Genomic DNA, 25,901 nt, shown 5'->3' on the forward strand with positions numbered 1-25,901 from the left:
ACCTGTAACCCATTCGGGGCGTAATCTTTAAAGGCCGATACGCGTAAGAAATCGGCTAAATATTGGGTTAGTTCTGTCCGTGTCATTCTATCACCGTTTACATTTTTTCATTGATTATAGGCAGTTACGCTTAAGTTCGCACTTTATCACATGGCTAAATCAACGCGAACCCCACCTTGCAGGTACACCACACGTACCCTATCTCCCGCATTGAACACCATGCCGGGATCATAATCTTGGATCACCATGACTTGCGGGCCATCTTCCTGAGTGATCATCAGCTCCACTAGCTTAAGTGATTGTACTGTGGTACCACTGCCATAACGATTGCCAACACCTGCGCCAATCAACGCCCCCAATACCGTTGCGATATCTTGGCCTGAGCCGCCACCAAATTGATGACCAATCACCCCGCCCGCTAAGGCGCCACCAAAGGTTTTCCAACCTTGGTTTCTGTCTTCAATCAATTGAGTTTCGGTGATATTACGTACCGAGTTGATATCGCCATAGAGGACTTTTTCGACCGGCACCGCCTGATTACGATCGTAGCCTGCTTGCACGGGAGAAATCACTAAAGCACAAATAAACATAAAGCTCACTAGTGTAGGTTTCCACATATCCGAATTTCCGCTAACTTAATATAAGGGTCTATTACTGAATCATACGCAATTGTGAACTCACTGTCTTTTCTGAATCACGAATTTGAAGCTTTTCCTTCGCCCGAACTCGCCCTAACCGATCCAAACGGTTTATTGGCGATAGGCGGTGACCTTCGCCCTGAACGTTTATTGACCGCCTATTATCACGGCATTTTTCCTTGGTTTAACGCCGACGATCCCATTTTATGGTGGTCACCGGATCCCCGCGCCATTTTTATTCCAGGTCAAGTTAATATCAGCACCAGTTTACGGAAATATTTAAAAAAACAGCCCTGGCGTTTCACCATTAACCATGCCTTTACCGATGTAATGGCGGGTTGTGCTCAACCTCGGCGTAAACAAGCCGGCACTTGGATAACCCATGAAATTCAAATGGCTTATCGCGAGTTGCACCATAATGGCCATGCCCATTCCGTCGAAGTCTGGCACGGCGAGCGTTTAATTGGCGGACTTTATGGCATTCCCATCGGCCAAGTCTTTTGTGGGGAATCCATGTTCCACCGCGAAACCAACGCGTCAAAGGCGGCCATGGCAGTGTTGCAACAGCATCTTATCAAAATGAATTTTAAATTGATTGACGCCCAGGTGATGAATCCCCACCTTGAGAGCTTAGGGGCCAAACCGGTGAAGCGCGCTGAGTTTATTCAGCTCTTAACTCAGTTTAGGGATAAGCCAGTCAACCCTGCGGCTTGGATACCGAGTGAGGTCACACTTGAACTCTAACGCGAGTAACACGCCCATCACCATTGGGATCAGCCAAATCTTTCCCTGCAGTTATCTGGATGGACAGCAGGAACAACTGTTGGTGATCCAAGAGGAAACACTCGACCCGATTTTATTTGATCGCCTATTAGCCATAGGTTTTCGCCGCAGTGGCAGCGCCATCTATAAACCGCGCTGTCCTCGTTGCAGTGCCTGTCAGCCGATTCGGTTACCGATTAATGAGTTTATGCCTTCTAAACGGCAAAAACGCACCTTAGCCCATAACCGCGATTTAACTTGGCGTATTACCTCTGAACATACCGAGGCTCAGTATGCCCTGTATGAAAAATACATCCGTGAGCGCCACTTCGATGGCCCCATGTTCCCCCCGAGTAAGTCGCAGTATGAGCAATTCTTATTTTGCCATTGGCTACCCCCAACCTTTATCGAAGTCTATGATGGTAATCGACTTTTAGCGGTGGCCGTGACAGATACGCTCCCCAATAGTTTGTCGGCTATTTACAGTTATTTTGACCCCGATGAAGAACGTCGCTCCCTTGGTTCACTGCTCATTTTACTCCAGTGCCGCTTAGCAAAATTACAGGATAAAGAATTTCTTTATCTCGGATATCAAATTGATGCAAATCGAAAAATGTCCTACAAGCGCTTATACCGCCCTTACCAGATTTTAACCCCCCAAGGCTGGGAGTATTCCCAAGTTTGCTAGGCACTTCCCCTTTACAGCAAGGTGAATTTGCGGCATGATACGCCCGTTTTTTATATTCGAAGGCTAATGGGATAACTAATTAATGGCGAAAGAAGACAACATTGAAATGCAAGGCACTATCCTTGAAACCTTGCCAAACACAATGTTCCGCGTAGAGCTTGAAAATGGTCATGTGGTGATAGCCCACATTTCTGGCAAAATGCGCAAAAACTACATCCGCATCCTGACTGGTGACAAAGTTACCGTTCAGTTGACTCCTTATGATCTGACCAAAGGTCGTATTGTCTTCCGCGCACGCTAATATTCCCTTTAGTTGAAAAACCCGGCGAGGCCGGGTTTTTTTGTTGGCGTAAGATCAGAAAATTGGCTGCAAGTGCAGCCATTTTTATTGGGTTTCCGCTAGCGATGAAGCCTTGCTAGTACTCTTCTCATGGCGTTCGGTGTGGATAACGATTTCACCTTCTTTGGCGTCAACATGGGCAATACCGCCATGTTCCAATTCGCCGAATAGAATCGCATCCGCTAATGGACGTTTAATAAGCTCAGTCACCACGCGGGCCATTGGCCGCGCGCCCATACTCTTATCATAACCTTTCTCAGCGAGTAAGGTTCTGGCCTCATCACTGACTTCAAGCACCACATGTTTCGCATCAAGTTGCGCCTGTAGTTCCACCAAGAATTTATCGACTACTTTGGCAATGATGGTCATGTCTAAATGGTTGAACCAAATGATGGAATCTAAGCGGTTGCGAAACTCTGGCGAGAATACCCGATTGATTTCTGACAAGGCATCTTGGGTATGATCCTGCTGAGTAAAGCCAATAGACTTACGGATCGTTTCCTGAACCCCTGCGTTTGTCGTCATCACTAAGGTGACATGTCTAAAGTCAGCTTTACGGCCATTGTTATCCGTCAAGGTGCCGTGATCCATGACTTGCAGCAACAAGTTATAGACATCGGGGTGAGCCTTTTCGATTTCATCGAGCAACACCACGCAATGGGGATTTTTAATTACAGCATCAGTGAGTAAACCACCTTGGTCGTATCCTACGTATCCAGGAGGAGCACCAATCAAACGAGAAACCGTATGGCTTTCCATGTACTCAGACATATCAAAGCGCACCAGCTTCATTCCTAGGCAACTAGCTAACTGATTGGTCACTTCTGTCTTACCGACCCCAGTTGGGCCTGCAAACAAAAAGCTACCAACAGGTTTTTTATCTGTACCTAACCCACTGCGCGATAATCGAATCGCCGAGCTTAAGGATTCAATCGCCTTGTCTTGACCAAAGACCACCATCTTGAGATTGCGCTCAAGATTACGCAGTAAGTCTTTGTCGGTGGCAGAGACCGACTTTTCTGGGATCCGAGCAATCTTAGCCACTATGGTTTCAATCTCGGCCTGACCGATGGTTTTCTTACGTTTGCTCTGTGGCAACATAGCCATGCGCGCACCCGCCTCATCGATCACATCGATGGCTTTATCGGGTAAATGCCGGTCATTAATGTGTTTTGCCGACAGCTCTGCCGCGCTGTTAATCGCCGCTTGGGTGTAACGCACACCGTGATATTCTTCGTATTTAGACTTTAAACCCATCAGAATTTTAGTGGTTTCAGCCACTGAAGGTTCATTAATATCGACCTTTTGGAAACGGCGCGCCAGTGCACGGTCCTTCTCAAAAATGCTTTGATATTCTTGGAACGTGGTTGAGCCCATGCAACGCAAATTACCGCTCGATAATAATGGCTTTAGCAGGTTAGAGGCATCCATCACCCCACCCGATGCAGCGCCTGCACCAATAATGGTATGAATTTCATCGATAAATAAAATGGCGTGTTTATCGGCGCTGAGTTCCTTAAGCAGACTCTTGAAGCGTTTTTCAAAATCGCCACGGTATTTGGTGCCTGCGAGCAAGGAGCCTAAGTCGAGGGAGTACACAGTCGCCTGCGCCATCACCTCTGGCACTTGATTATTGACGATTCGATAGGCTAAGCCTTCGGCAATCGCAGTTTTACCCACGCCAGCTTCACCCACTAAGAGCGGATTATTTTTACGGCGACGGCACAGGGTTTGAATTGCCCGTTCAATTTCTTGATCGCGGCCGATGAGTGGGTCAATAATCCCTTGTTTTGCAAGCTGGTTTAGATTACTCGCAAACTGCGACAGCATACTGCGCTCTTCGCCTGCTTCGCTTTGATCTTCGATGCGTTCATGATCTTGATGGGCGTCACTATCCTCATTTTTTGAAAAACCATGGGAAATATAGTTCACCACATCTAAGCGGCTAATGTCGCTGCGACGCAACAGATAAACCGCTTGGGATTCCTGCTCGCTAAAAATCGCCACCAGCACATTGGCACCAGTGACTTCATTGCGGCCCGAAGACTGCACATGGAAAACGGCGCGTTGTAGCACCCGCTGAAACCCGAGCGTCGGCTGGGTTTCTTTATCATCATCCATGTCCGCAATGATTGGGGTGGTTTGTTGGATAAAGCTTGCTACTTCATCTCTGAGTTTATCTAAATTCGCTCCACAGGCGATTAGCGCTTCTTGAGCCGCAGGGTTGTCGATCAGAGCCAATAACAGATGTTCAACCGTCATATACTCGTGACGTGCCTCTCTGGCTTGCTGAAACGCCAGATTTAAGGTGACTTCCAGATCTTTGTTCAGCATAAGCACCCCCAAAATTAACAACTGACAACAGAGTAAGCGCTATTAAGCCTTCTCTAACGAACACAGTAACGGATGTTGGTTTTGTCTTGCAAATTGATTTACTTGTATCACCTTAGTTTCTGCAATTCCGTATGGGAAAATCCCGCAGATACCCTTTCCTTGGTGATGAATAGTCAACATGATATCGGTGGCTTCCTGCTCATTCTTGCGAAAGAAGATTTGCAGCACTTCGATCACAAAATCCATTGGAGTGTAATCGTCATTATTGAGGATCACCTTATACATCGAAGGTGGCATTAACTCAGATTCCACACGCTCTTCAACGTGTTCTATGTTTCCTGTCTTACCCATTTTTTAATACTAGCCTCTCGTGTTGTCCTCTTCCAATTGCTATCTTCAAATTAATCAATTGTTACCTCTTTGTTAATTTTAGCTTGACTTCCGCTTTTACTCCTTACATTCTGTAGCTCAGGCGGTGAAACAATCCCGTCTATACAGGTTTTACTATCTTACTGGTAAGTAGACAACAGAAGGAAGTGGAAGTATGGCAAGCGGAACTGTTAAATGGTTCAACAACGCCAAAGGATTCGGGTTTATTTGCCCTGATCAAGGTGGCGAGGACGTTTTTGCACACTATTCTACCATTGAAATGGAAGGCTATAGAACTCTAAAAGCAGGCCAACCAGTTCAATTCGAAGTAGAACAGGGTCCAAAGGGAATGCACGCTTCAGCCATTTCACCAACAAAATAACGTTTGGTGAGGCCAATGATCTAAAAGGCAGGGATTTATCCCTGCCTTTTTATTGGGCAATTGACAACTTTTCTCAAAGATTGAGTGTGATAAAAAAGGCCTGCTGTGTAGGCCTTTTCAGTATTAATGCTAAGTTAATGATAAATCGTTAAGCAATTAATAGCTTGTTCAGTGTCTCGCTTGGGCGCATGGCTTTTTCAGCTTTTTCCGCGTCTAAACGATAGTAACCGCCTAAATCCACTGGCGCACCTTGCGCATTGTTTAGCTCAGCAACAATCACTTGCTCATTTGCGCTTAACGCGTGCGCTAATGGGATAAAGTGAGCTTGTAACTGCTCGTCTTTGCTTTGAGCGGCTAACGCTTGTGCCCAGTACATCGCCAGATAGAAATGGCTACCACGGTTATCCAACTCACCAACGCGTCTTGATGGCGACTTGTTGCTATCTAAGAACTGACCGATGGCTTGATCTAAAGTATCCGCCAGTACTTGTGCCTTAGGATTACCCACAGTTTGGCTTAAATGCTCTAAAGAAGCCGCTAAAGCCAGGAATTCCCCCAGAGAGTCCCAACGTAAGTGACCTTCTTTTTCAACCTGTTGTACGTGTTTAGGCGCACTACCACCCGCACCCGTTTCGAACAGGCCGCCACCATTCATTAATGGCACGATAGACAGCATCTTAGCACTGGTACCCAGTTCGAGGATTGGGAACAAGTCAGTCAGGTAGTCACGCAGTACGTTACCAGTAACAGAAATAGTATCTTTACCTTCTTTAATGCGCACTAATGAGAAACGAGTCGCTTCTTCTGGTGACATGATGCTGATTTCTAGACCGTTGGTATCATGCTCAGGCAGATATTGCTTCACTTTAGCAATCAGCTGCGCATCGTGTGCACGATTCGCATCTAACCAGAATACCGCAGGGGTATTGCTTAAGCGTGCACGGCGTACGGCCAATTTCACCCAGTCGCGAATTGGTGCGTCTTTAACTTGGCACATTCTCCAAATATCGCCCGCTTCGACGTTGTGGCTCATTAACACTTTGCCACTGGCATCAATCACGTTAACTACGCCATCTGCTGGGATTTCGAAGGTTTTATCGTGGCTACCGTATTCTTCGGCTTTTTGAGCCATCAGACCGACGTTTGGCACACTGCCCATAGTGCTAGGATCGAAGGCTCCGTGTTCTTTACAGAAAGCGATAGTTTCTTGATACACACCCGCGTAGCAACGGTCTGGGATCAGAGCTTTAGTGTCGTGCAACTTGCCATCAGGACCCCACATTTGGCCCGATGAACGAATGGCAGCAGGCATAGAAGCATCGATAATAATGTCGCTTGGTACGTGTAAGTTGGTGATGCCTTTGTCAGAATCGACCATCGCCAGCGCAGGGCGCTCAGCGTAAACGGCGGCGATATCCGCTTCGATTTGTGCACGTACATCGGCTGGTAAGCTGGCGATTTTCGCGTATACATCGCCAAAGCCGTTGTTCACATCAACACCTAGTTCAGCAAATAATGACGCATGCTTATCAAACACGGGTTTGAAGAACACTTTCACTGCATGGCCGAACATGATGGGATCGGACACTTTCATCATGGTGGCTTTAAGGTGCAGTGATAACAGCACGTTTTCGGCCTTGGCATTGGCGATTTCACGCTCAAAGAAGCTGACTAAGGCTTTTTTGCTCATCACAGAAGCATCGATGATTTCACCGGCTTGCTGTTTCAGGCCAGATTTCAATACCACTTCTTGACCGTCTTTTTGTGCCAGAACGATGTTAACCGTGTCTGCGTTAGCCAAAGTCACGGACTGCTCGCTACCGTAAAAATCACCTTCGCTCATATGAGCAACGTGTGATTGCGACTCTTTGCTCCATTTGCCCATAGAGTGTGGGTTTTTCTTGGCGAAGTTTTTCACTGACAGTGGCGCGCGGCGATCTGAGTTACCTTCACGCAGAACTGGGTTTACCGCACTGCCTTTGATCTTGTCGTAACGGGCTTTGATTGACTTTTCTTCGTCAGTCTTTGGCTCGTCAGGATAATTTGGAATGTCGTAACCTTTCTGTTGCAGCTCTAAAATACAAGCTTTTAACTGCGGGATTGACGCACTGATGTTTGGCAGTTTGATGATATTAGCTTCAGGTTGGTTAGCTAATTCACCCAGCTCAGCTAAGTGGTCACCAATCTTTTGCGCATCAGTCAGTTTTTCAGGGAAATTGGCAATCACACGGCCCGATAAAGAAATATCACGGGTTTCAACCGCAACACCCGCCGCATCGGTAAAGGTTTTGATGATAGGTAACAGAGAAAGCGTTGCCAGAGCTGGCGCTTCATCGGTTTCGGTATAAATAATTGTTGGTGAGTTATCTTTCATGTTACATCCTACATTATTGTAAAATTTAATATTTTTATAATAATTTTATATCATGACGAACAAACATTGGCACGGCGGAATTCTCTATCGAGGCAATCGTGAGCGCCTCTGCTACCTCAAAAACCGCGGCAACATCCTCTTTGCGTTCGCCAACGTGGGTAAATCGACTCATTAAACATTTAGGCGTAGATCACATTTTCAGGCCGACATCATAGAGCATTCGCCGCAATATTCAAATTCCACTAACGGCGAATGCCAAGTACACTGTGTACAGATTATTGATACACGTCCTCAAACTTTTAAGTTCGGTCGTCAGCTTACAGCGACTATTAGCCACAGCATGAACAAAAACAGCACGCCAACAACCGCATCCAGCCCAAGCGCCAACGGGAAACGCCCCGCTACAGGGCACGCCAATCCCGCGGATAACCGCAATAGCACCAAGAAACCCTATACCTTCGCCAAGAATGCCAAGCCAAGTTTACAGCAAGGTGCAAACACCAAGCGAAACAATGCTGAGCGCAGCGGTGCCAAGCCTCGCCCGCAGCAGCGCTCAACGGCTGCACGCACAAAACCCCAAGGCGAGCCGATGATCGTCTTATTTAATAAGCCGTTCGATGTCCTATGCCAATTTACCGATGAGCAAGGCCGCAAAACCTTAAAGGATTACATCCCTATTCCGGGAGTGTACGCCGCAGGGCGATTGGATCGTGACAGTGAAGGCTTGTTACTCCTCACCAACGATGGTCAACTTCAGGCCAAACTCACTGAGCCGAAAAAGAAAACCTTTAAAACCTATTGGGTTCAAGTCGAGGGAGAACCCACTGAAGCAGATTTAGCAAAACTGCGCCAAGGGGTTGAATTAAAAGATGGTATGACACTCCCCGCTAAGGTCAGCATCATGGCGACGCCGAATGTTTGGCCGCGTAATCCGCCGATCCGTGAGCGAAAAAACATCCCTACGACTTGGCTGGAAATTCAAATCCACGAAGGACGCAATCGCCAAGTTCGGCGGATGACGGCCCATATTGGTTTTCCGACCTTAAGACTCATTCGTTATAAAATAGGTCAATGGAGTCTAGATGATTTAGCTACAGGTGAGCATAAATGCATCCAAATGGCTTAGTGATGTAACACCGCGAGACCACTAAACAGGATGTCACTGTGCCCAACCAACAGATAAAAAGGTGATTAGCATGGCAGAAAAACTCAGATACAAACCCAATGTGACTGTGGCCTGTATTATCCACGCTCCTACCGAAGATAAGTATCTGTTAGTGGAAGAATGGATCGACGGTGAGCAGCGTTTTAACCAACCGGCCGGACATTTAGAAGCGAATGAGAGTCTGATCCAGGCCTGTAAACGTGAAGTGCTCGAAGAAACGGGGCTTACTCTTGAGCCCCAAGGTTTAGTGGGGATTTATCAGTTTAGTGCCAGTGAAGCCCTCGCTTTTGTGCGCTTTACCTTTTTCGTACAAGTCGATGCACAGCTCCCCCCTCAGCCACAGGATGCGGATATTGATGCCGCCCATTGGCTGAGCTTTGAGCAAATCGAGGCCAAAACGGAGCAGCTTCGTAGCCCATTGGTGCTCGATTGCCTTGAGGATTACCGCCATCAGCAGCAACAGGGGCAAACCTACTCCCTCGAATTACTCAATAGTCAGCGTCTAACGGGATGTCAAAGATAGCCCCAAGCGACAAGGCGTGATAGAATACGCCCCCGCGTAAATTCGCGATTCAACACGGCATTTAAGCGCTGTTTTAGCAAACACTCGCTCTATGAATCGCCCGCTTGTCTGCCATCAAACACAGTCTAAGCGAATACGCAGATTTTAACGTGAGAGTGGCCACCAAGGTGAATCATTCTCGCGGCTAACCAATACATATACTCAATGGTTTTTAGGATCTATGACATCAATCGAACCCACTCATACAGGAAAAAAAGTCATTGTCGGCATGTCCGGCGGTGTTGATTCATCTGTTTCAGCCTATTTGCTTATGCAGCAAGGCTATCAGGTTGAAGGCCTTTTCATGAAGAACTGGGAAGAAGATGACAACGACGAGTATTGCGCGGCCGCCGAAGATTTAAAGGATGCTCAAGCCGTTTGCGACAAGCTTGGGATCAAACTGCACACGGTCAACTTTGCCGCCGAATATTGGGACAATGTGTTCGAGTACTTCCTCGCCGAATACAAGGCGGGTCGTACCCCTAACCCCGATATCATGTGCAACAAAGAAATCAAATTTAAAGCCTTCTTAGACTTTGCCGACGATATCCTCGATGCCGATTATATCGCCATGGGTCACTATGTGCGCCGCCGCGATAATGCCGATGGCACCACGCAAATGCTGCGCGGAGTCGATAACAACAAGGATCAGAGCTACTTCCTGTATACCCTAAGCCATGAACAAGTGGCACGTAGCCTGTTTCCCGTCGGTGAACTTGAAAAGCACGAAGTGCGTGAAATTGCTAAAAAAATGGGCTTAATTACCCATGATAAGAAGGACAGCACGGGCATTTGCTTTATCGGTGAACGTAAATTCACTGAGTTCTTAGGTAATTACTTACCGGCGCAACCTGGCAATATCGAAACCGCCGAAGGCGAAGTCATTGGCAAGCACCAAGGCTTGATGTACCACACCTTAGGCCAACGTAAAGGTCTAGGCATTGGCGGCATGAAAAACAGCAATGACGATCCTTGGTACGTGGTCGATAAAGATCTAAAACGTAATGTCTTGGTGGTTGGCCAAGGTGGGCATCACCCGCGTTTGATGTCCAACGGCATGCTCGTCAATCAATTGCATTGGGTCGACCGCAAAGGTCCCACCGAAGGCAGCCAGATTGTGGTGAAAACCCGTTACCGTCAGCAAGATATCCCCTGCACCCTCACCTATCTTGATGATAATACCCTCAAGGTGGTGTTTGACGAGCCTGTTGCCGCCGTGACCCCAGGCCAATCAGCGGTATTCTACGATGGCGAAGTGTGCCTAGGTGGCGGGATTATCGATCAACTGATCCGAGGATAAGCCGTGAACGAGCAGCTCCATAATCGCACTATGGCCTTTGCAGGAATACTGCAGGCCATTGCGCAAGTTCAGCATTTAGCACGTCATGGTGAGAGTGACACGGATGAGCTGGCGGCCAGTTTAAACACTATTTTAGTGACCGACCCTGAAAGCGCCGCTGACGTCTATCAAGACAAGGCCGCGCTGCACAAAGGTTATCAGTTGGTGTTAAACCAACTGGGCGACAGCAGCCAAAAAGATGTGGAAATCACCCGCTATCTGGTCGGCATTTTGGCGCTTGAACGTAAATTAACCCGTTCGAACAGCGGGTTAGCTATGCTTGCCGAGCGCATCAATCAAGTGAATCGTCAGCTACATCATTTTGCGATCACCGACGAGCAAGTCATTGCCAATCTGGCCAGTATTTATAGCGACATTATCAGTAATCTTGGACCTAAGATTCAGATCTCAGGCAATCCACTGTGCCTGCAACGTCCAATAGTACAACACAAAATTCGCGCCCTGCTGCTCGCAGCCATGCGCAGCGCCGTGTTATGGCGACAATTGGGCGGTAAACGTCGACACTTAGTCTTCGCCCGTAAAGCCATCATAGACACAGCCAAGAAAAGTCTTACCCTATAATAAAATAAGTTTTTATCAAGGAGCTTCACATGGATCTTTCCGCACTAACTGCTATCTCTCCGGTAGACGGCCGTTACGGTAGTAAAACAGCGTCATTGCGAGGGATTTTCAGCGAGTTCGGTCTTACTAAGTACCGTGTTCAAGTTGAAATCAACTGGTTAAAATTACTCGCCGATTGCCCAGAAATCACCGAAGTGCCGCCGTTGAGCGACTCAGCGATCGCGGTGTTAGATGCAATTAAAGACAATTTCAGCGAGCAAGATGCGCTACGCGTGAAAGCCATTGAAAGCACCACCAACCACGACGTAAAAGCGGTTGAATACTTCATCAAAGAAAAAATCGCAGACAACGCCGAACTCGCCGCTGTGGGTGAATTTGTTCACTTCGCCTGTACCTCAGAAGACATCAACAACCTAAGCCACGGCTTAATGTTGACCGAAGCCCGCGAGCAAGTGGTTCTGCCATATTGCAATGAACTGCTCAGCGCCATCAAAAAACTGGCCGTTGAATACCGCTCAGTGCCATTAATGTCACGCACCCACGGTCAACCCGCCTCGCCTTCGACTTTAGGTAAAGAAATGGCGAACGTTGCTGTGCGTTTAGAGCGTCAAATCAAGCAGATCGCAGCTGTTGAAGTCATGGGTAAAATTAACGGCGCCGTGGGTAACTACAACGCCCACTTATCTGCTTACCCAGAAGTGAACTGGCATGCACTGTCTGAACGTTTTGTCACCAGCTTAGGCCTGCACTGGAACGCTTACACCACACAAATCGAGCCACACGATTATATCGCTGAGCTGTTTGATGCCATCGCGCGTTTCAACACTATCCTGATTGACTTCGACCGTGACGTTTGGGGTTACATTGCCCTTGGTCACTTCAAGCAACGTACCGTTGCCGGTGAAATTGGTTCATCCACCATGCCACACAAAGTCAACCCAATCGACTTTGAAAACTCTGAGGGTAACCTTGGGATTGCTAACGCACTGATGCAACACTTAGCGTCTAAGTTGCCAGTATCAAGATGGCAACGTGACCTGACCGACTCAACCGTACTGCGTAACTTAGGTGTGGGTATTGCCCACTCGCTGATCGCCTACCAAGCCACCTTAAAAGGCATCAGCAAGTTACAAGTGAACGAAGAGCATTTACGTGCCGAACTCGACCAAAACTGGGAAGTCCTAGCCGAGCCAGTACAAACCGTTATGCGTCGCTATGGTATTGAAAAACCATACGAGAAGTTAAAAGAACTGACTCGCGGTAAGCGTATCGATGCCCAGCAATTAGCAGTATTCATCGACGGTTTAGCCCTGCCTGAAGAAGTGAAAGCAGAGCTGAAGAAGATGACGCCAGCCAACTATATTGGCCGTGCTGAAGCCTTCGTCGACGAGCTTAACTAATATTTTTAGCTCAGCGGAGTTTGCTAGCAAAGCATCAATAGCAAAGATTCGCGAGCTGATATTGTTTATCAGCCATAAATAAGGATTAAGGCGGTTACATTCGATGTAGTCGCCTTTTTTGACACTATGTATACACTCAATCTCGATATCGCCCAGTTCCTCAAGGAACACTGGCAACAAAAACCTGTAGTCATCAAGGGTGCTTTTCCTGACTTTGAAGATCCGATCAGCGCCGATGAGCTTGCAGGCCTTGCCTGTGAAGAAGAAATCACCTCGCGCATCGTGATCACTCAAAAAGACAACTGGGAAGTAATCCAAGGTCCTTTCGAGGATTACGACAATTACGGCGAAACCCACTGGCAATTACTGGTGCAAGCCGTAAACCATTGGTATCCGGACTCTCAGCCATTAGTGGAAGCGTTTCGTTTTCTGCCCGACTGGCGATTCGATGATTTGATGGTGTCCTTCGCGACCCCAAGTGGCGGTGTCGGTCCACACGTCGATAACTACGATGTGTTTATCATCCAAGGTGAAGGCGAGCGTCGTTGGACTGTGGGGGCTAATACGCCGCAGCAACGCCGTGGCGGTAACCCGAACTCGCCACTGGTGGAAGACTTCGAGCCCATTATCGACGTGGTATTAGAAAAAGGCGACGTGCTGTATATTCCACCAGGCTACCCACACTGCGGTGAGACCTTAACTTTGGCATTAAGCTATTCAATTGGTTACCGTGCACCGAGCCAGCAGGAACTCGCCAGTGAAGTTGCCGATTACTTGCTCGACAATAACTTAGGCCAGCAGCGCTTCACCTCTGCGACAGAGCCTGCCAATCCTGGCGTGATAAGCCAAGATCATCAGTTAGGGATCATGTCACTGTTAACTCAGCTCGCCCAAGATCCGACAAGCTACCAAGTTGTACTGGGTAAACTGCTGAGTCAAAACCGCTTTGAATTAGATATTTGCGAAGGTGAAGAAGCCTATAGCATTGAAGAGCTACAGGATGCCTTCGAACAAGGCGCTGGCGTTTATCGCATCGGTGGCTTAAAAGTGCTGCGTTTAGAAAACGACACTCAATCACGCTTATTCATCAATGGCGAAATCTACGAGTTGCCAAATACACCCGAAGCCGTGTTAATCCAATTAAGCGACCATGTTAGCTTTGATAGCGATAGTGCCATAGTGCTATGCAAATATGCCGAAGTGCAAGAACTGCTGCTCCAGCTTATCAATCAAGGCTTATATTATTTAAGTGACGATGAGGCTTAATTTTTAACTCAATTTTGCGTGAGTTAGTGGACAATTAACCCCTTAAATCGCCAAAAACAATAAAGGCACTCAACTGAGTGCCTTTAATTTTTACACTAATTCGACATTAAGCATTGGTATTCCAAAGCTTCTCATCGTTGTGCATCCGATACAAGCTCTCGGCACGAGACACGAGTAACTGAGCAAATTTAGCTTGGGTTGCATCGCGTTGCACCGCGCCTGAACGGATCAGATTCTCAGCCTGCATCTGCCACATCATAGAGAAATGACGAATCGCATCGCGCGCCGTTTTCGCCACTTTAACGTCGACGAAATCCGACGGTAAATCGCCAGACATCACCCAATAGGTTTTGGTTGAAGGACGCTTAGATTCCATTTTCCAAATCGCTAAATAAGGCGCCAGATAACGACTCTCATCGGCTAGCACTTTACTTGGGATCACCCCTTTTTCGGCTAGAAAACGGTTCGCTTTTTGGAATTGTGTTCTGACCCACTCTTGGCGCAGTTTCTCCATTTCTTCAGGAGAGATTGTTGGTTGAGCCTGGTCGACAGCTTGTTCAGTCATACTTCCGTCCTATCTTATTGTTATTACGCGGCTCTCATTCTTGGGACAGCACGCGAATCATTCTAATGTCTGAGGATATCACCAGTTGAAACTGGTTTCACACCAAAAACCTTACGTTTACGTAAAGTGGAAAGCTAGATTGCCACAAATAATCTATTTATTCGGTCATTATGCATGGTTGAGAGTATCGCTAAATGCTATGGTTCTGCAATAAATATAACGAGCTGTCGATGAAGCGCCCTTCATCGACGTTTTATTGTGTATAGCGGAGAACTTCACGTGGCTGTATTTAATCATGTATCCTTTGATGAACATGAACAGGTCGTATTCTGTCATGATAAAGAAAGTGGCTTAAAAGCCATCGTCGCCATCCATAACACCAATCTCGGCCCTGCCGTGGGTGGTTGCCGGATGTGGAACTACCAATCCGATGATGAAGCCCTGACAGACGTATTACGCCTCTCCCGTGGTATGACTTATAAAAACGCCCTCGCCGGCCTAACTATGGGCGGTGGAAAGTCTGTGATTATTGCCGATCCTAAGCGCCCTGACCGCGAAGCTCTCTTCCGTGCCTTTGGCCGTTTTATCAATAGCCTGGGTGGACGTTACTATTCTGCTGAAGACGTAGGTACCACAACCGCAGACATCATGATCGCCCATCAAGAAACCCCATACATGGCGGGTCTTGAAGGCAAAAGTGGTGACCCATCGCCATTTACAGCACTAGGAACCTATTTAGGTATCAAAGCTGCCGTTAAACACAAACTCGGTTTAGACAGCTTAAAAGGCCTTAAGATCGCCGTACAAGGTGTGGGCCATGTGGGTTATTACCTGTGTAAACATCTGCATGAAGAAGGTGCAGAGCTGATAGTGACCGATATTCACCAAGCTTCACTCGACAAAGTTGCTACCGACTTTGGCGCCATCGTTGTTGCCCCGCAGGATATCTATGCCCAAGACGTCGATGTCTATGCGCCATGTGCATTAGGTGCCACCTTAAACGATGTTACCCTGCCACAGCTTAAAGCTAAGATTGTTGCTGGTTGCGCAAACAACCAATTAGCCGAAGTTCGCCATGGCGAGCAGTTAAAAGAAATGGGCATTCTGTATGCACCAGACTATGTGATTAACGCTGGCGGCATTATCAACGTGTCATTCGAAAAAGACTATGACGCGGCCAAATCAGAAGCTAAGGTCAGAGAAATCTACAATACGCTACTGAAAATTTTCACAAAGGCCGATGCAGAAAACCGCACTACTGGCGCTGTTGCTGATGAAATGGCCCGTGCCATTTACCAAGCGGCAAAAGCCTAATCGCACTTAGGCGGGCAATGGTCTGTTGTCCGCCTCCTCTAACCTTCCTCACTCTGCTTGCTGCTCTAAAAATAAATTCCTCTCAATACCAATCAGATACCCAATCGCCACGTAAAATTCACTTTTCTGTAGTGGAAAAGCCTATGTGCCTCTGCTTGAATTAATCACTCATCTGTCAGTGAAGGGATTACATATGGTCAGTTTTAAGTACGAGTTAAATCAAGACTCGGTCGAGCTACAGGCCAGTGATTGGTTTGGGATTGAACGCGTGTTTGTGAATGGACAGATGGTGTCGCGCAAGCTCAATTTTGGCCCTAACAGTGTGCATAAGATTCAGTTAAAGGATGGGGAAGATTGCAGCTTCAAGCTGTTTATTGACCCACAAACAGACGAGCTTACTTGCCGAATTTACAAACATAATCAACTCATTACCAGCCTAAAACAAGGTAAAAATAGCCTGATTCAAGGTCAAAAAATGCTGCAACAGGGATTATTACTTGGTTCAAGCTTAGCGCTCCTCGCCGTACTCTTCCCTTTCTAAGCCGATGCTAGACATTCAGTCATAAAAAACCGCTATTGCCTAAACAATAGCGGTACAGTTCAAGCAAATTTTATTGCTTATTTCAACAAATAAACCCGCATCATAGTCTGTTTAGCCGTGCTGTTACCATCACTCATCTGTACGCGTAAATGTACGAAGTTACCCGCAGCAGTATTGTTTGGAATGGTTGCAACCCACTCACCATCGACCAACTTCACATCTGCTGTTTTCCATGAACCTTCATCAAATTTCGAGCTCACAGGACAGTAGATGGGCACTGAAATTGCCGCTAACGAGCACTCTTGGCCATAACCGTATTCCAAGCTGACATCGGCTAAGTCAACTTTACCTAAGCCATCCATCACAGCTGATAATTTGACCACTGCTGGTTGGCCAGCGACTAACGTGTTATCGATGGCGACGGGAATATCGAGCTTAGGCGTCAGTACAGCTTGAGTGCCTTGTTTGCTTGAATCAGTGCTGAAGTTATAGATACCTTGGTAAAATGACCCTAAGTTATCATTAACTGGTGAACGACTGCCTACACCACGAGCATAGGTACGGACTTCTAACTGAATTTCAGCGTTGCTATCCGGTAGCGTCACCTTGCCATTGTCTAAGAAAGAATTGACACCATTAACTCGCAGACCATATAGCGACTGCCAGTTGCTACCTGTAGTACCATCGTGACCACCCGCATCACCAAAACGCACGATACTAAAGCCAACGGTATTAGTATCGCGGTAAGCAATCACACCACCGTTAGTCAATTGTGTACCACCCTTAGGACCTTTTAACCAAGAGGTCTGCTCTTGACCTTCAGTCATCATACGTGGGCCATCAAAGAATGCCCCTTCGGAGCCAATTGTGGTGCCAGGCATAACGATGTTAGTCCACATATTTTTAGTGGTTGCCGTGTAATATTCATCACGAACGACGGGGGTCATCACCATTTGTGTACTACCCGTTGAATAGAATTCACCCGTGCTGTTGGTCATCCCCATCACGTCAACAAATACTGGGCGTTCATCATTTTGTGAATGATAAGAAGCTCTAATTTTATTCATCTTCAGCTCTTGCAATACAATCTGACCACCTTCGATATGACCGTCGGTAATGTGATTGATTGAATAGGCATAAGGTGTTCGTTCTGCCGCAATACCTGACCAGCGAACAACATTATTACCCGCTTGAATTTGCGCTAATAACTCTTCACCTTGCTCAGAGCTAATGCCAACTGCAGGAATACGTGGCGTGCCAGAAATGGTGCCCTTATAACGACCCTGTTGACCAGGACGGTAGAAAATCACCCCGATGGCGCCATATTTCATCGCGTTGGCAACCATATAAGAGGTTAAATAGTTCGGGTGACCTATCAGGGCAATTCGACCTGTCAGATCAAATTGTGTCCAATCCGTGGCATAACCAGCATCACCTACTGGGACCACTTCAGCACTGCCTTCACCGTTGAAAGATAATGCTAAGCCTTGTTTGATATAATCCAGTTGTTGGCCATTTTGCATCGTCAGCACCGCTTCAGGCGCAAAGGCACGAGTGGTGATGAAAGAGCGGAAGCGATCGTCATGTCCCTGAGACCAAGTGTACATTTCTTTCACATAGTCAGGTGCAAAATCCATCGCCGCTAATTTAGCCAGTTTGTTATCGTCCAGAGAGTAAGTAAAGCCGAAGGAATAACCCTGTGGAGCCAGAGGCTTGCTCGCCTTAAACTCTAATTTTTTAGCGCTACGTGCATCAAAGTCGATATGAGTGTCTTGGCTAACCTTACGGTTTAGCACTGCCATCTGAGCAGCCGATTCCACTAAACCCTGCGCTGTAGAATCATTATCATAGGTCATGACGTTAGCTACGATTGAGTAGTTACCTTCAGGCACTTTCACGTTCGCTTGACCATTGACTAGGCTCACAGCTTTTCCCCAATCGTCTTCTTCATTCATCAGATAGACTTTAGAAGGTGAGCTAGCAGGTTGACCCCGCATATCAGTCACATTCAGGCTGAGATTAACCTGTGGCGCCTCAATCCAGAATGATACTGGTACAGTCACACGCACATCAGATTTACCCGTTGACGTTCCTTCGATACGACCCGTAATAGCGCCATAGGCACCACTACGCAGGGCAACACTTGAATCAATCCACACGGGTACATCTGCAGTACCGTTGGCAGGCAAGACAATTGTCTTAACCCCAAGACCCGCTAAGGTCGCTGGCATTTGCGTCTTACCATCTTCGCCAATCAGGCTCATTCTCAGTTTTAAGCTAACATCCTTATCGGATAAGTTAGTTAAGGTCACTCTCGTTTCAGTTACGCCGATATCTTGGTCATAGGCAAAATGTCCTAACTCCATATTGGGCGGAGCGATAACGGTTTGAGTCACAGCGCGGTTAACATCCATAGGACCTGCACCCTGCTCAAGCACGTGTGAATCGTTCGGTAACACCGAAGAGGTCAGCACTTCTTTAACTTGGCGAGGAGTCAGTTCAGGTCTTGCTTCCATGACAATCGCAGCACCACCTGAGACATGGGGAGCAGACATTGAGGTACCAGACATAGAACGATAGGCAGTCGCGCCATTACCGCCTGATGCCGCAGCCACCACATCGACACCTTGAGAAGCAATGTCAGGCTTAGCAGAATGACCATCAGGAGATGGACCGCGTGAAGAGAAAGATGCAGTGTTGTTATCGCGATCAACTGCGCCCACTGTTAACGCACTAGGCGCACAACCTGGGATACCGACTGATTCACGGGTAAAACTGTTACCTGCAGAAACCACGAATAACGCTTTATCACTCAGCGCTTCAACCATATCCACTAGTGGACCAGTACAGCTTGTACCACTGCCACCAAGTGACATACTTACGACATCGGCACCTTGGTTAACAGCCCAAATCATGCCGTTAAGGATGCCTGTTGTTGAACCTGAACCCGAGTTATTTAACACTTTACCGACAAGCAGTTTAGCGCCAGGTGCCATACCCGCATAGAAACCATTTGACTCAATACCTGTACCAGCAATAGTCGAAGCCGTATGGGTACCGTGACTGTTGAGGTCATCGACACCGTTGCTTGAAAAACTGAAATCTTTACTAACTAAGACTTGGCCTTCAAGATCGCGGTGCTCTACATCGTAGCCAGTATCGAGAACCGCAACAATGACACCGTTACCATTGTATTTGTTAGCGATATTTCCGTAAGCACCAGTTAATGGCACTGTTGCACTTAAATTAGCTAACGCATTCACGCCATTGGTATCTTTATGGGCATGTACAACAGCGTCTAACCATACAGATTTAACGGATACATCGTTGCTTAAGGTTTCCCAAACTTGGGCAGCTTTAGCTTTACTAATACCAAATGAAGCACTGTCAATCAGCTCAATTTCATCGGTTAACGTCGCACCCTCAATGGCGTTAGGTACTGCAGAACCTGCGAGTGTGCCATCTTGGTATTCGATGATAACGGGTAATTTATCAGTTGAAGCATCATCATAGCCTGATGCATGCAGCTTGGTGATGTTAAACAGTTCTAGATCGACCGCTTGAGTATCGACCAATTTTTGTGCCTTAGGAGTGATAATGTATTGCCCATTTAGATTTTGGAACACACTGGTCACGACTTCAGAGCCGTCCTCACTCAGTAAACGGATACCACCTAAAGTACCGTCAGTACGTACCACAGCAGTAACGACTTCACCAGTGATTAACGTAAATTGAACGGCACTGGACTTAGCATCGACTAATGCTGAGTCATCTTCGGCCAAGGCATGGTTAGCTGTTAGCCCCATCGCCATCAGGCAGGTCGCAGCGATACGGCTACGCTTAAAAAGTTGTTTCATTTAATATTCCCTAAAATATGTTCTTCTAATTGCTCAATCAACAAACAAATCCTAGCAATGGTTTTATGTCGGAATACAAACTTCCAGCGCAACAAGATGGCTTCATATGAAACATTTCTGCAACACTGCTCAGGTAGCAATTTGTAGCATTAGGATAAAAACGGGGATGAACGACAGGAAAGTATTGGTAGAAAACCAATACTCCGAGCAGCAACCATTGCTATGGAAATTAAAGTATTAAGATGACGCGTGGAATATTATTGAACAGCGTTATCGAGTGGGAAATGTTACAACTCAGTCACTGAAGGTAAACGGTTTATCTTATTGAGCAAACGCATAAACTGCTGGCGCTCATCTTCGCTGAGGTTAGATAGGTATTTTTCATTGACGCGCTCGGCCTCGCGGATCAGATCCTGCTCTAACGCCTTGGCCTCATCGGTGAGAAAAATCTGGAAAGCACGGCGGTTGTCGAGCTCTTGATGGCGGGTGATCAGTCCCTGTACCTGCAACTGATCGAGCAGACGAGTCATGGTATAGTTCGCCACATCGCAACGCTTAGACAGCTCGGTCTGAGTGATCCCCTCCTCCTGCCAAAGCGCAAACAACACCGGCCACAACTTAATGTCGAGCTGATAGCGTTTCAACTGTAAATCGAGCTCATTTTGCAGCTCAATATTCAAGTGGGAAACAAGATAGCCTAAGCTTTCATAACGGTTCAAACAGCACCTCCGAAAACAACATTTAGACCCATCGACCCAGACCTAAACCCTAGCAGGATTGGCCAAGGTCAGTTTTAATACTATCACTTAACCTGTAATAAACTAGTCAGCCTCCCCAAGTTATTGCAATCAAAATCGTTAAGCGCCGAGTCCCTCTACGTCGGATAAATTGAATTCATTCACAAAATTGTAGTAGCAGGCGCGACTTAATTTTCCCCATAGACCGCGCTCTAGGGGCAAATAAATCCCAAAGTCAGTCAGTTTTAGTCGATTGTAGTCGGCAATATGGTGCTCAGTCCCGATACTGGTTCTCAGTATCAAACCTGTTGCAGTCTCATCCTTAAAAAAATCGACAATCACCAGCGGCGCATCCTCCACCTCGAGGCGCACCTTCTCGACTGGGGTGATTAGAAAATACCCGCCATCAATACAATGCAAAATGCTGGCAAACAACTTGGCAAACTTCGTCGGTAATGGGCTGCCTTGATATAACCAGTCACCACTGAGTTGAATACAAAATGACGCTGTTTGGCTACACAGCTTTGTTTGCAGTGCTAAGGTCTCATCTTGTGTTGGCTTATTGATGAATTCCTGTAGCGTCTCGATGACATTCTCTGTGTGCTTTTCCATAGCGTCCCCTAAAAGTAAAAACCAGTCTGACGACTGGTTTAGTGTGGCATGAGCTCACGGATTATCCAATGCTTAACACAAGTTTGCGTGCCGCTTAAGCCTTCGCGAGTTCGAGTAAAGCTTCCAGCGGATGTTTAGGTTTGTACCCTGCAAAACGCTTCACTTGGCTGCGACAAGAGTAGCCCGAGACTAACACCTGTGACGCGTCTATCTTGTTTAAGGTGTCTTTCCACGACATATCAAACAAGGTCTTAGAGCGCTCCAGATTCTCAGCCTCGTGGCCGTAGGTGCCTGCCATGCCACAACAGCCCAAATTCACCGCCGTCAATTTAGCGCCAAAGTGAGTGAAGATTTTGCTCCACTCATTAGCAGTATTCGGCTTGGCCGTTGACTCAGTACAATGGCTAAACCAGGTAAATTGTTTATCTTGCATGGCTTTCGCGGGAATATTCTGCAGTATGCCAAGGAGCCATTCGTTAGCCAGCTTGACCTCAAACGCGCCGCGATTTGCTCCTAAGATTTCTTTATATTCATCGCGATAGCAGAGCACTAAGGCGGGATCGATACCCACCATAGGCATACCTAACTTATGCACTTGGTTTAAGAAATCCGCGCTCGACTGCGCCGTTTGGGCAAATTTATCTAAGAAGCCTTTGATATGCGTCGGTTTACCGTTGGGTTTAAAGGGCAATAAAACGGGCTTTAATCCTAAGGTTTCAATCAGTTGAATAAAGCGATATACCAGTCCTGCATCATAGAAGCTGTTGAATGGATCTTGCACGACTAACACAAATTTCGAACGTTCGTCGGCCGGTATTGCCTGCAATGCCGCCAAATCATAACCTCGACTCGCATGACCATCGAGTCGTTGTTTTAAGGTTGGCACCGACAGCGCCGGCGCATCCACCTAGCCAAGAGCCTTTTTGATCACCCATTGGCTGAGCGGATTCTGCGAGGCAAAATTGGTGAGTCTTGGCGCAGCGGCCATCAGTGGTAAGCTGTCTTCGATACCCGCAACCAGATAATCCTTAGCGGGACGCAGATAACGCTGGTAGTAAATATTAAAGAACTGCGCCCTAAACTTAGGCACATCCACTTTCACCGGACATTGGCTCGAGCAGGCCTTACAGGCTAAACATCCCTTCAGCGATTCCATCACTTCATGGGAATAGTCGTAATCCCGTTTGGCGTTGATGGTATTTTGCATGCGCTGCAAAATGCCTAAGGGTTTGGCTCTGGCTAGCGCATTGACATCGACGCCTTCGGATTCGAGCAAACGCAGCCACTCACGCATCAAGCCCGCGCGACCTTTAGGTGATTGAACTCTGTCCCCCGTCACTTTAAATGACGGACACATAGGTGAGAAACTGCTGTAGTTAAAGCACAGGCCATTACCGTTACAGTTCATCACATCGGGATAGGCATCGCGCACTTCAACGGGAATTTGCCTATCAAACTTGCCGCGCTTGGTACTGTCCACATCAAAACACAGGCCCCCCGCTTGCTTTGGCGCCACTAATTTGCCTGGGTTGAGCCGATTATCAGGGTCAAATAGACCTTTAATATCTTGCAGCACGCCATAAAGCTCATCCCCAAACACCGATGGACCATATTCGCCGCGCACGCCCTTACCGTGCTCGCCCCACATCAGGCCACCATATTTGAGTGTCAACGCAGCGACTTGATCAGAAATCACTCTCAGCAGTTTTTCATCTTCGACATCGCACATATCCAGCGCAGGCCTAACGTGTAACACGCCCGCATCCACATGACCAAACATGCCGTATTGCAAATTGTGACTATCGAGTAGTGCGCGAAACTCCATAATATAATCGGCGAGCATTTCGGGCGGCACTGCCGTATCTTCAGCAAAAGCAATGGGTTTACGACGTCCCTTGGTAGCACCAAGCAATCCAACGGCTTTTTTACGCATGCCGTAGATTTTCTCAATGCTGGCCTTATCTTGAGTGACTTGATAACCAACCACACCACACTCACCACGGCTGATTTGCTCGGTCAGCACGGCTTCGAGTGCCGCAAGCTTTTCGCTCACCTCAACTGTATCGCCAGCAAACTCGACCATATTGAGGCCATCGATCACTTTACCCGGCACTTCTTGAATAAGGTCAGAAACCGAATGCCAAACAATGTCCTCACGGGCAAGGTTAAGCACTTTTGAGTCCACGGTTTCGACCACAGTGGCACGCGCCGCCACTAAGGATGGCGCATGGCGCAGCGCAGACTGGAAGGAGTCGTACTTAATGTTCACCATCGCCCGCTCAGTTGGCAAAGGAGTAATATTGAGTTTAGCTTCGGTGATAACTGCCAGTGTGCCCTCTGACCCGGTCAAAATGCGCGATAAGTCAAATTGGGTTAAGCCGTCATTCCAAACATTCTTTAAGTCATATCCGGTTAAAAAACGATTGAGCTTAGGGAATTGTTGTTCGATCAGTGCACGCTTCTCGCGGCACACTTCGGCAATCGCCGAAATCAGTTTTTGCCCGAACGGATTATCGCTCACGTTATCGGGGTTACATAACAGACCCGCGTCGAGGGGACGCGTGTCGAACACGCTGCCATCAATCAATACACTGCGTAGTGCTAGCACATGATCTGAGGTTTTACCGTAAACTAAGGATCCCGCGCCCGAGGCATCGGTATTAATCATGCCGCCGATGGTGGCACGGTTTGAGGTTGATAGATCGGGACTGAAAAAATAACCGTGGGGACGCAGCGCATCGTTTAGCGCATCTTTGACGACACCCGCCTCGACGCGAACCCAACCCTGCTCGGGGTTAACTTCCAATACGCGATTCATGTAGCGAGATACATCGAGGATCAAGCCGTGCGTCAGCGATTGGCCATTGGTGCCCGTACCGCCGCCTCTGGCACTAAAAGTCACACCCACAAATTCCGCTTTCGCGGCAAGCGCTAAGGCAATCTGGATATCCTTTTGATGCTTAGGATAAAGCACAGCCTGAGGTAAAAATTGATACACGGAGTTATCCGTGGCTTGCACCAAGCGCGCACTGTAGCGCTTATCGATATCACCGGCGTAGGCACTTTGCGCTAGCGCATCAAGGTAGGCCAGATAGACTGGTTCTAAAGTTTGTTGGTGTGATAACAGAGGTAACATGAGCGGCTTCAGTCAATTATTGTTATGCGGCCCATTATAAACAAAAAAAAGCCGCTAAAAAGCGGCTTTTTTAACACCTTTATAAAATTACAATCTAGATCAAGCGTGCGCTTCGGCTAAATATAACCAAGTATCAATCACTGTATCAGGGTTTAACGATACAGTATCGATGCCTTGCTCAACTAACCAAGCCGCGAAATCGGCGTGATCTGAAGGTCCTTGACCACAGATACCGATGTAAGCGCCCTTCGCCTTAGCCGCTTTAATGGCCATAGACAGCAGGATCTTAACGGCTTCGTTACGCTCATCGAACAGGTGACTGATGATGCCAGAGTCGCGGTCAAGACCGAGTGATAGCTGAGTTAAGTCGTTTGAACCGATAGAGAAACCATCAAAGTGCTCAAGGAATTGATCCGCTAACAGCGCGTTTGACGGTACTTCACACATCATGATGACACGCAGACCATCTTTACCACGCTCTAAGCCCTGCTCTTTCAGCAGTCCAATCACTTGCTCAGCTTCTTTCACGGTACGGACGAATGGGATCATCACTTCAACGTTTTTCAGACCCATTTCGTTACGCACACGCTTAATCGCTTCACATTCTAACGCGAAACAATCGCGGAATGATTCAGAGATATAACGGCTTGCACCACGGAAGCCCAACATTGGGTTTTCTTCCTCTGGCTCGTAACGGTCACCACCTACTAAGTTCGCGTATTCGTTAGACTTGAAGTCTGACATACGCAAGATAACTTTCTTCGGATAGAAAGCTGATCAGATTGAGGCGATACCTTCGACTAAACGAGAAATGTAGAACTCAACTGGAGAGTCGTAACCATCGATCATCTCGTTGATTTCTTCCTGCAGCGCAGCGTCTTGTTTGTTGAATTCAAGCAGCGCTTTCGGGTGAATACCGATCATGCGGTTGATGATTA

General features: G+C 47.3%; 20 protein-coding genes and 3 pseudogenes. 12 read left to right on the forward strand and 11 right to left on the reverse strand.

Annotated elements, in window-relative coordinates; genetic code table 11:
* Together ACK5NH_RS01105 and ACK5NH_RS01110 are read right to left on the reverse strand one after the other, a co-directional pair.
* Positions 1–86 (reverse strand): annotated as a pseudogene (locus ACK5NH_RS01105) (Nif3-like dinuclear metal center protein); the annotation flags it as partial.
* Positions 87–146: 60 nt separating this feature from the next.
* A complete protein-coding gene (locus ACK5NH_RS01110; RefSeq protein WP_416917442.1) occupies positions 147–617 on the reverse strand; it encodes a glycine zipper 2TM domain-containing protein in 471 nt (156 codons plus the stop codon).
* 54 nt (positions 618–671) lie between these two features.
* Between ACK5NH_RS01110 and aat the strand changes: the two genes are divergently transcribed.
* From aat to infA, 3 genes are all read left to right on the forward strand, one after another.
* Positions 672–1,382 (forward strand): leucyl/phenylalanyl-tRNA--protein transferase, encoded by a 711-nt coding sequence (gene aat / locus ACK5NH_RS01115; protein ID WP_416917443.1) that lies wholly within the window; start codon positions 672–674, stop codon positions 1,380–1,382.
* Entirely contained in the window at positions 1,372–2,088 is a 717-nt protein-coding gene (locus ACK5NH_RS01120; RefSeq protein WP_416917444.1) for an arginyltransferase, read from the forward strand. The genes aat and ACK5NH_RS01120 overlap by 11 nt, the downstream gene beginning before the upstream one ends.
* A gap of 82 nt (positions 2,089–2,170) precedes the next feature.
* Entirely contained in the window at positions 2,171–2,389 is a 219-nt protein-coding gene (infA, locus tag ACK5NH_RS01125) for a translation initiation factor IF-1 (protein WP_006081934.1), read from the forward strand.
* 84 nt (positions 2,390–2,473) lie between these two features.
* On the opposite strand, the gene clpA is transcribed toward infA, so the two are convergent.
* The gene (gene clpA, locus ACK5NH_RS01130) at positions 2,474–4,762 is read right to left on the reverse strand and encodes an ATP-dependent Clp protease ATP-binding subunit ClpA (protein ID WP_416917445.1); all 2,289 of its coding nucleotides are present in this window, start codon (positions 4,760–4,762) and stop codon (positions 2,474–2,476) included.
* 42 nt (positions 4,763–4,804) lie between these two features.
* The gene (gene clpS, locus ACK5NH_RS01135) at positions 4,805–5,113 is read right to left on the reverse strand and encodes an ATP-dependent Clp protease adapter ClpS (protein WP_011622425.1); all 309 of its coding nucleotides are present in this window, start codon (positions 5,111–5,113) and stop codon (positions 4,805–4,807) included.
* 193 nt (positions 5,114–5,306) lie between these two features.
* Between clpS and cspD the strand changes: the two genes are divergently transcribed.
* On the forward strand, positions 5,307–5,513 hold the full coding sequence (gene cspD / locus ACK5NH_RS01140; RefSeq protein ID WP_011072576.1) for a cold shock domain-containing protein CspD: 207 nt from the start codon (positions 5,307–5,309) through the stop codon (positions 5,511–5,513).
* A gap of 148 nt (positions 5,514–5,661) precedes the next feature.
* Here the strand turns inward: cspD and ACK5NH_RS01145 are convergent, their stop codons facing one another.
* Positions 5,662–7,887, reverse strand: a complete 2,226-nt coding sequence (locus tag ACK5NH_RS01145; RefSeq protein WP_416917446.1) for an NADP-dependent isocitrate dehydrogenase — start codon at positions 7,885–7,887, stop codon at positions 5,662–5,664.
* A 340-nt stretch (positions 7,888–8,227) separates the two neighbouring features.
* On the opposite strand from ACK5NH_RS01145, the gene ACK5NH_RS01150 reads away from it, so the two are divergent.
* The 6 genes from ACK5NH_RS01150 to ACK5NH_RS01175 all read left to right on the forward strand — a co-directional run bounded on the left by ACK5NH_RS01150 (position 8,228) and on the right by ACK5NH_RS01175 (position 14,201).
* The gene (locus ACK5NH_RS01150; RefSeq protein ID WP_416917447.1) at positions 8,228–9,013 is read left to right on the forward strand and encodes an rRNA large subunit pseudouridine synthase E; all 786 of its coding nucleotides are present in this window, start codon (positions 8,228–8,230) and stop codon (positions 9,011–9,013) included.
* A 70-nt stretch (positions 9,014–9,083) separates the two neighbouring features.
* The gene (locus ACK5NH_RS01155) at positions 9,084–9,575 is read left to right on the forward strand and encodes an NUDIX hydrolase (protein ID WP_416917448.1); all 492 of its coding nucleotides are present in this window, start codon (positions 9,084–9,086) and stop codon (positions 9,573–9,575) included.
* A 220-nt stretch (positions 9,576–9,795) separates the two neighbouring features.
* A complete protein-coding gene (mnmA, locus tag ACK5NH_RS01160) occupies positions 9,796–10,914 on the forward strand; it encodes a tRNA 2-thiouridine(34) synthase MnmA (protein ID WP_416917449.1) in 1,119 nt (372 codons plus the stop codon).
* Between the two features lie 3 nt (positions 10,915–10,917).
* The gene (hflD, locus tag ACK5NH_RS01165) at positions 10,918–11,535 is read left to right on the forward strand and encodes a high frequency lysogenization protein HflD (protein ID WP_416917450.1); all 618 of its coding nucleotides are present in this window, start codon (positions 10,918–10,920) and stop codon (positions 11,533–11,535) included.
* 29 nt (positions 11,536–11,564) lie between these two features.
* Positions 11,565–12,935, forward strand: a complete 1,371-nt coding sequence (gene purB / locus ACK5NH_RS01170) for an adenylosuccinate lyase (protein WP_416917451.1) — start codon at positions 11,565–11,567, stop codon at positions 12,933–12,935.
* A gap of 126 nt (positions 12,936–13,061) precedes the next feature.
* Entirely contained in the window at positions 13,062–14,201 is a 1,140-nt protein-coding gene (locus tag ACK5NH_RS01175; RefSeq protein ID WP_416917452.1) for a JmjC domain-containing protein, read from the forward strand.
* Positions 14,202–14,307: 106 nt separating this feature from the next.
* On the opposite strand, the gene ACK5NH_RS01180 is transcribed toward ACK5NH_RS01175, so the two are convergent.
* Positions 14,308–14,766, reverse strand: a complete 459-nt coding sequence (locus ACK5NH_RS01180) for a DUF4826 family protein (protein ID WP_416917453.1) — start codon at positions 14,764–14,766, stop codon at positions 14,308–14,310.
* Between the two features lie 279 nt (positions 14,767–15,045).
* Between ACK5NH_RS01180 and ACK5NH_RS01185 the strand changes: the two genes are divergently transcribed.
* Both ACK5NH_RS01185 and ACK5NH_RS01190 read left to right on the forward strand, forming a co-directional pair.
* On the forward strand, positions 15,046–16,080 hold the full coding sequence (locus ACK5NH_RS01185) for a Glu/Leu/Phe/Val dehydrogenase dimerization domain-containing protein (protein ID WP_416917454.1): 1,035 nt from the start codon (positions 15,046–15,048) through the stop codon (positions 16,078–16,080).
* Positions 16,081–16,273: 193 nt separating this feature from the next.
* Complete coding sequence (locus ACK5NH_RS01190; RefSeq protein ID WP_416917455.1) at positions 16,274–16,621, forward strand: hypothetical protein; 348 nt, start codon at positions 16,274–16,276, stop codon at positions 16,619–16,621.
* Between the two features lie 77 nt (positions 16,622–16,698).
* Here ACK5NH_RS01190 and ACK5NH_RS01195 read toward each other — a convergent pair whose 3' ends face one another.
* The 5 genes and pseudogenes from ACK5NH_RS01195 to ACK5NH_RS01215 form a co-directional block, all read right to left on the reverse strand.
* The gene (locus ACK5NH_RS01195; protein ID WP_416917456.1) at positions 16,699–20,478 is read right to left on the reverse strand and encodes a S8 family serine peptidase; all 3,780 of its coding nucleotides are present in this window, start codon (positions 20,476–20,478) and stop codon (positions 16,699–16,701) included.
* 287 nt (positions 20,479–20,765) lie between these two features.
* A complete protein-coding gene (locus ACK5NH_RS01200) occupies positions 20,766–21,197 on the reverse strand; it encodes a MarR family winged helix-turn-helix transcriptional regulator (protein WP_416917457.1) in 432 nt (143 codons plus the stop codon).
* Positions 21,198–21,335: 138 nt separating this feature from the next.
* A complete protein-coding gene (locus tag ACK5NH_RS01205; RefSeq protein ID WP_416917458.1) occupies positions 21,336–21,827 on the reverse strand; it encodes a DUF1285 domain-containing protein in 492 nt (163 codons plus the stop codon).
* 94 nt (positions 21,828–21,921) lie between these two features.
* Positions 21,922–24,963: pseudogene (locus tag ACK5NH_RS01210) on the reverse strand (FAD-binding and (Fe-S)-binding domain-containing protein).
* Positions 24,964–25,062: 99 nt separating this feature from the next.
* Positions 25,063–25,901 (reverse strand): annotated as a pseudogene (locus ACK5NH_RS01215) (putative PEP-binding protein); the annotation flags it as partial.

Source organism: Shewanella sp. (assembly GCF_047975355.1).
Classification (GTDB): Bacteria; Pseudomonadota; Gammaproteobacteria; order Enterobacterales; family Shewanellaceae; genus Shewanella.

Excerpts from the sequence above, each read along its gene's own strand:
- cspD (WP_011072576.1), top strand. The coding sequence starts at position 5,307 with ATGGCAAGCGGAACTGTTAAATGGTTCAACAACGCCAAAGGATTCGGG.
- ACK5NH_RS01110 (WP_416917442.1), bottom strand. The coding sequence starts at position 617 with ATGTGGAAACCTACACTAGTGAGCTTTATGTTTATTTGTGCTTTAGTG.
- purB (WP_416917451.1), top strand. The coding sequence starts at position 11,565 with ATGGATCTTTCCGCACTAACTGCTATCTCTCCGGTAGACGGCCGTTAC.
- clpA (WP_416917445.1), bottom strand. The coding sequence starts at position 4,762 with ATGCTGAACAAAGATCTGGAAGTCACCTTAAATCTGGCGTTTCAGCAA.
- ACK5NH_RS01190 (WP_416917455.1), top strand. The coding sequence starts at position 16,274 with ATGGTCAGTTTTAAGTACGAGTTAAATCAAGACTCGGTCGAGCTACAG.
- ACK5NH_RS01180 (WP_416917453.1), bottom strand. The coding sequence starts at position 14,766 with ATGACTGAACAAGCTGTCGACCAGGCTCAACCAACAATCTCTCCTGAA.
- ACK5NH_RS01145 (WP_416917446.1), bottom strand. The coding sequence starts at position 7,887 with ATGAAAGATAACTCACCAACAATTATTTATACCGAAACCGATGAAGCG.
- ACK5NH_RS01155 (WP_416917448.1), top strand. The coding sequence starts at position 9,084 with ATGGCAGAAAAACTCAGATACAAACCCAATGTGACTGTGGCCTGTATT.
- ACK5NH_RS01195 (WP_416917456.1), bottom strand. The coding sequence starts at position 20,478 with ATGAAACAACTTTTTAAGCGTAGCCGTATCGCTGCGACCTGCCTGATG.
- ACK5NH_RS01175 (WP_416917452.1), top strand. The coding sequence starts at position 13,062 with ATGTATACACTCAATCTCGATATCGCCCAGTTCCTCAAGGAACACTGG.
- infA (WP_006081934.1), top strand. The coding sequence starts at position 2,171 with ATGGCGAAAGAAGACAACATTGAAATGCAAGGCACTATCCTTGAAACC.
- mnmA (WP_416917449.1), top strand. The coding sequence starts at position 9,796 with ATGACATCAATCGAACCCACTCATACAGGAAAAAAAGTCATTGTCGGC.
- ACK5NH_RS01205 (WP_416917458.1), bottom strand. The coding sequence starts at position 21,827 with ATGGAAAAGCACACAGAGAATGTCATCGAGACGCTACAGGAATTCATC.
- clpS (WP_011622425.1), bottom strand. The coding sequence starts at position 5,113 with ATGGGTAAGACAGGAAACATAGAACACGTTGAAGAGCGTGTGGAATCT.
- ACK5NH_RS01150 (WP_416917447.1), top strand. The coding sequence starts at position 8,228 with ATGAACAAAAACAGCACGCCAACAACCGCATCCAGCCCAAGCGCCAAC.